Source organism: Ruminococcus sp. 1001136sp1 (genome assembly GCF_039841815.1).
Taxonomy (GTDB): Bacteria; Bacillota; Clostridia; order Lachnospirales; family Lachnospiraceae; genus Blautia_A; species Blautia_A faecis.
The window spans coordinates 72559-78558 of the sequence record NZ_JBDPGY010000017.1 but is presented as its reverse complement, the minus strand read 5'-3'; the positions used below and the strand labels follow the sequence as shown (position 1 = coordinate 78558).

Genomic DNA, 6000 nt, shown 5'->3' with positions numbered 1-6000 from the left:
AGTGAGGAGTTATTTGTTTTTAGGTAACAAAAAATGCCGTATTTATGTGGTGTTGTGGCGTTTCGCAAACGCCTAATAATCAGAAATATGTGAGGGCAGAATCTGTAGAGGGTTCTGCCTTAATTTTGTCTATAGAAAGGAAATGATAAAATGAAAGTCTATGGGTATTGCAGAATTTCTACATTCAAGCAGTCAATGGAGCGGCAGATCAGAAATATTAAGCTGGTATATCCAGATGCGGTTATTGTAAAAGAAACATACACAGGAACGAAAATACAGGGACGGAAAGAATTTGAAAAACTGATCAAAGTTGTTTCTTCTGGTGATACGCTGGTCTTTGATTCGGTATCTCGTATGAGCCGTACTGCACAGGAGGGGTACGGAATGTATGAAGAATTATATAAGCGTGGAGTGTCATTGGTATTTTTAAAAGAGCCGCATATAAATACCAGTACCTATCAACAGGCAATGGAAAACCAGTTATCTATAAATTTTAAAACAGGCGATCAAGCATCAGAAGAATTACTGGCTGGTATATTCGGCGCACTTAACCGTTATATGCTTAATCTTGCAAGGCGACAGATCCAGCTCGCATTTGAACAGGCAGAGAAAGAGGTTGCAGATTTGCACCAAAGAACACGTGAAGGAATCCAGACCGCGCGGCTTCATGGAAAACAAATCGGGCAGCTTCCCGGAAAGAAGCTTGTTACTAAGAAATCTGTAAAATCGAAGCAGTTGATACAAAAGTACAGCCGGGATTTTGGTGGATCTTTGGGAGATGCAGAGTGTATAAAGCTCATCGGAATAGCGAGAGGTAGTTATTATAAGTATAAGCGTGAACTGAAAAATATGTATATGATAGCTGGCTCGGAAATGAGTAGGAGTGAAAGCTGTCATAACCTAGTATATACCGATATGTTCCAAGATGTGCCGAGGTCTTAAAACAATTTTGTAATGAACATAATCTTTGGAGAGGGGGATAATATGTTAGATAATACACCAGATACACTTACATTAAAAGAACTTCAGGAACTTTTGCAAATCGGAAAAACTTCAGCATTGCGGCTCGTGAAAGAAGGAATCCTTATAGGACATAAGATATGTGGCAAATGGCTATTTCTTAAGGAAGATATTCTTGAATACATAAAGAATAGTTGATGGTAGTGAGGCAAGGAAAAATGTTTCCTTGTCTCTTTTTTGGTGCTATTGCTTAAAGATTCAAGTCGTAAGATAGAAGTATATATTGAATGAAGACTTGCTTTTGTAAAGAGAATTGGTAAAATAGAAATTAGATTAGTAAATCGGTGAAAGATGATTTTTGTACTGTATATGTGTCGCAAAATATAGGAAAATTCCTATATTTTGCAAGAAGATAGTAAAGGAGAATACTATGGGAGATTATGAAGACATAGATTATAAAGATATAATTGAAATGATTTGTGAAGAGCTGAATAATGAGAATGAGAAAAATAATCTAAAAGATATAATTAAAACTTACAATTTGATGGATAACAGTATTTCAGATTTGAAAGAGTGTGATTTGGAGTTAAAACCTCAAATTTTTGAAATTGTGAAGAAAACCTTTAAACAAATGAAAATTGAAGACATGTTTTATCGAATTGTGCTTAAATACGCATTCGTTTTTAAAATTTATGATATGGTACAAATGAGCCGTATATATAGTTCACAACGCTTTTTGGCGTTAAACACGTATAATGATAAAGATGGTCAATATAAGGCAGCGTCAAGAAACTTAAAAGATAAATTTATAAAATATGTATTTAAATACATATCTGAAGATGGCAAGTGTAGTTTTATAAAGGATGGAAATGAGTTTAATGAGTGGGAATGTGATTTATTTGAAGTTCTTGGAATAAAGTTCAAAAGAGTGTATTTGGAAGATAAGCTTGATAATAGATTATTTTATAAATATTTGGGAATTCCGTTATTGATTAATCCTATAGAAATGGAAAAGAATATAGATGATTGGAAGAAAACATATGTTAAGTATAGTCATGTAGAGGATTCAGAAGAAATTGAGAAAATAATTAATTCTATAAAAAAAGGGGAAAAATTACCGGTTAAATTATATATGGTAAATTGTTTGTTTGAAAGAGGAATAGGAGATGATGTTGAAAAAGAAGCTTATGAGAAAATTGGAACGATAAAAGCTAGGGGATTAATATGGGAAGTATTTTCGCAGATATACTTGAGTGAAAAGTTTTATAATGAAATAATCAAAGAAAAAAATAAAATATTTGCATTATATGAAGATAACGTAAATAATGTATTGGCATTGTTATCCGATATAAAAGAAGTAACAAGTGTGGATTTGTCAAGAATGAATTTGGGAGAAAACATACCTTATAGATTATTTGTATCTTATCCCGAATCTATATTTGAGCCTGTATATGATGCGACATTTTTTAGTCTTACTAAGAATCCATATTTTAAATCGCCAAGCGAAATACATAAGCTGTCAGTAACAATATTGAAGGATTTTTATCAAAAATATTACGAAAAATTAAATTTGCGCTTGAAAGAGTCACAAAATTCAAGTGAAGAGTGTTATTGGTTGTCTGAAAAAATGTATGGGTTTAATATACTAAAGAAGATCGTGGAAGACATTATAAATGGAAATGTTGAGAATGCAACAAATGGGAAAAAAACTAGTACAAAACTGCGGCTTAATTCGAAATTTATCGAATTTGTAAACTGTTTATCTGAAATTTTCATTCCAGAATTACAATTTTTCTATTGGGAACTATATGCAACAATGAAAATGAGTATTTTGGGGGTTATAGAATGTATTAATTTAGCGAATATGGAAAAAATTGATAAGAAGTGTATTCAATATTTTAAGAAAACATATATCAAGGGAAAAGAACTAACCGAAGAGAAATTAAAAAAATTTGTTGATGAAAATGGAAGAGATACGGTAAAGGAATATTTGAACAGTCTTCAGCAGACCCAATTTATTGAAAAATATAAAGAAGATATTAATGCGATTTATAGAGAGCCAGATATAGAATTTTTGGAAAAGAAAGAGAATCAGAAGTATATTAAATGTATCTGCTCAGATACTAACTGGTTTTTTAGATATGTTACAGAATTATCCGATAGAATTGAAAATAAATGGGAACCTGATTATAAAAGTGAAGAATGAAGATAATTTGAATGAAAAATATAATGAGATCTTTTACTGGTAAGTAATAAAGCTATCTGATGGGGCAAGAGAACAGTTTGGGTTATTGAAAGGAAGTATAATCCGCTATGATATTGAATTTTACAATAAAAGACGATAGATTTGATATTTCTTCTGCAAACATTTCGTCGGCGCTTGAGCAAGCCAAACTGGAAGTTGAGAATTTAGATGAAACTATAGATTCCGTAAAAAAATTGAAGCCAGAATGTGATAAATTGGATTATGTTCTTGCCGCATGTTCAGGTGCTTTATGTGGATTAATAGATATTTTTTTAGTAGGAAAGCCAGGAGAATCTATATTAGGTGATATTACGGATAAATGGTTTAGTAATAGGACTGTAGATTTTGCTAAATTATGTGGTTGGAATGGAGAGGGGGAGGCGTCTGCACTCAGATTTCTTGAAAATAAATTTAAAGTTCCATATGATCAGCGAGGATGTGGAGATGCAGGAAGTTCAGTGTTTGATCTGAATCCATCTAACCATCACTTTAAATCACTAGGACATAATCCAACTATATGTGGGTTGTTTTTTTCTATTTTGGATCAGTTTCAAAATACTTCTCATTTTGTCTCGGGAGGACAACTGATTTCACTTGAAAATGCAACTTTTGACTTCAACTTAAGAGGAAATGATATACCTAGCAAATTTTATAGTGCATTTGTGAATTGGTTTGGACATCTGATGTCAGATGTGTCTGGATCGTCTGGTAGCATAGAAAAGGGGAATCGAGGTATGGGAATTCCGTCCCCATTTTGGGCTTGGACAAATGATATTATTGCTATTAAGAATTCTCTTGGCATAAAGGTATCAAAATTTGATGAGACAGTTAACGAACTGGCTATTAGTATTTACAATCAAGGATTTGATGCTCGCTTCCAAGCTGCACAAGCTATTCCTGTATTCATTAATGAAATGATAGTTAGAATAGTTTATGCTGTGCGTCGATTGATAAAATATTTTGCAACCACTCAAAAAGAAGAACGCTCTTTCGGCTTAATGTGGCGTACCTGTGAGCCCTTTTCAAATGCAACGGTTAAGAGAATGCTGACGGTAGCACATGGAACATTTTGTGTATTAGATATTGGAGATGCGACGGTACGAAGCGTCATTGCAGGGCATGGAACATTTGCACCTACTGAATTCTTTTTGAGGTTTAATTTGGTTGGTATTGGCAGATTCTCGATTTCATTATATGGAGAAGGAAAAAGAATTTTTGGTTTGTGGCGTGCTGAGAAAAAAGCTGATTTTGCCAGAAGAGAAAAAGCAATCATTGATGATTACATAGAAGGATTAAGGATTTTAGCTGACAAATATGATGATCGAATGTTAATGACATTTGTGGATGATTTGCAAAAGAGCGATATGTATATAAGTGCATTTAATAAGACAGTAAAGCTGGCAGAACTAAGAGAGGTTCCAGAAGAGAGAATTTTACGTAGCAAATCAGATATAGACAAATATTTTCAAAGAAGGTGAACTGTATGTCAAAGAATAAACTTAAGGAAATAAAAGAACAGACGGAAGAACTGGTAAAAAAGACAAATCAGAAAATTGATGAACTTGGTTCACATAGTAATATACTATATGAAAAGCTGGAATCAATACAGGGGCAGTTTGATGCTATTCGCAATGCTCCTAGTGAAAAACGTATGCAATATGAAAAATTGAAAAAAGTCCGTTTGGACTGGAAACAGCAGGTTGATAAAATAGAGGAAAGGTTTAATGAAACAGCTGTAAAAAATTTTGGTGGAGGAGCTGCTGGAATAGGTGCAGGAGTTGCGGTAGCGGCGTTAGGTCCATCTGCTGCAATGGGCATAGCTACTACTTTTGGGGTGGCTTCCACTGGAACCGCTATTTCAGCATTAAGTGGAGCTGCTGCAACAAATGCTGCCTTAGCCTGGCTTGGCGGTGGGACATTAGCATTAGGGGGCGGTGGTATGGCTGCTGGTAATGCATTTTTAGCCCTTGCAGGTCCTGTTGGCTGGGCAATTGCAGGGGTTGCGCTTATTGGAAGTGGATTGCTTTTTTGGAAAGCAAAAGACGAAAAAGATCGACTAGAGAATGTTTTTACTTTAATAGGAAAGAGAGATGTAACGTCTTATCAACAAGCTATTGTAGAGATAAATGAACGTATTGAACGTATTGAAGACGAAAGTAAATTACTTGCTAAGGCTATAGGGAGAATTCAGACGTTTGGGATAGATTATGATCAAATGTCAGAAGCTCAGCAATATGAGTTGGGAGCATATTTCAATTTGATGGAATCTTCTACGAATTTGCTGGTTAATCCAATTCAAGGACTTCAGCCTAAATATACGGAAGAAGATTTTAAAAAGTTTATTTTCAATATGACATGGGCGGATTCTGAATATTATAGAAAAAATAAAAATATTCTCATAGTTCTGGCAAATCAGTTTTATAAAGTTCCTCTTGATGAAACCGATAAGTCATTACTGGTAAAGAATTTTAAAAATAATAAAGATTTTCTCTCGGCTATGAGTATGGAAAAATCTGATTTTGATATTGAGCTTATGCAGGCAGTAGAAAAATGTTTGTCGTACAAAGCGCGAAGCTGATTATAACAAAGAAAAAGTGTCTCAAAACATGGCGGACTGTAAAGTAGCAGCATCTCTGTCTCTGTAAGTGGGTGTTTTGGGTACTTATGAGGCACTCGGATTATTCATTCTGGAACTTTTTTCCAGTGAGTTTAAAGTACCGGTTGCCGAATGACGCTCTTGGAGCGTCCGCAAATAGCCGAGCCAGGAATATTCTGCCGTTGTAAACGGCTTATAT

At 34.2% G+C, this 6000-nt stretch carries 5 protein-coding genes; all 5 read left to right on the top strand.

Features of this window, described 5'->3' with window-relative positions; genetic code table 11:
* Positions 1 to 150: 150 nt before the first annotated feature.
* The 5 genes from ABHC48_RS15405 (at position 151) to ABHC48_RS15385 (ending at position 5783) form a co-directional block, all read left to right on the top strand.
* A complete protein-coding gene (locus ABHC48_RS15405; RefSeq protein ID WP_195700135.1) occupies positions 151 to 942 on the top strand; it encodes a recombinase family protein in 792 nt (263 codons plus the stop codon).
* Between the two features lie 42 nt (positions 943 to 984).
* Positions 985 to 1158 carry a helix-turn-helix domain-containing protein gene (locus tag ABHC48_RS15400; protein ID WP_195700134.1) on the top strand — a complete coding sequence of 58 codons (174 nt, stop codon included), beginning with the start codon at positions 985 to 987 and terminating at the stop codon, positions 1156 to 1158.
* A 232-nt stretch (positions 1159 to 1390) separates the two neighbouring features.
* The gene (locus ABHC48_RS15395; protein ID WP_195700133.1) at positions 1391 to 3166 is read left to right on the top strand and encodes a hypothetical protein; all 1776 of its coding nucleotides are present in this window, start codon (positions 1391 to 1393) and stop codon (positions 3164 to 3166) included.
* Between the two features lie 107 nt (positions 3167 to 3273).
* A complete protein-coding gene (locus tag ABHC48_RS15390; RefSeq protein ID WP_195700132.1) occupies positions 3274 to 4683 on the top strand; it encodes a hypothetical protein in 1410 nt (469 codons plus the stop codon).
* Between the two features lie 5 nt (positions 4684 to 4688).
* Positions 4689 to 5783, top strand: coding sequence for a hypothetical protein (locus ABHC48_RS15385; RefSeq protein WP_195700131.1), 1095 nt, complete (start codon positions 4689 to 4691; stop codon positions 5781 to 5783).
* The last annotated feature ends 217 nt before the right edge of the window (positions 5784 to 6000 follow it).

Excerpts from the sequence above, each read along its gene's own strand:
- ABHC48_RS15400 (WP_195700134.1), top strand. The coding sequence starts at position 985 with ATGTTAGATAATACACCAGATACACTTACATTAAAAGAACTTCAGGAA.
- ABHC48_RS15390 (WP_195700132.1), top strand. The coding sequence starts at position 3,274 with ATGATATTGAATTTTACAATAAAAGACGATAGATTTGATATTTCTTCT.
- ABHC48_RS15385 (WP_195700131.1), top strand. The coding sequence starts at position 4,689 with ATGTCAAAGAATAAACTTAAGGAAATAAAAGAACAGACGGAAGAACTG.
- ABHC48_RS15405 (WP_195700135.1), top strand. The coding sequence starts at position 151 with ATGAAAGTCTATGGGTATTGCAGAATTTCTACATTCAAGCAGTCAATG.
- ABHC48_RS15395 (WP_195700133.1), top strand. The coding sequence starts at position 1,391 with ATGGGAGATTATGAAGACATAGATTATAAAGATATAATTGAAATGATT.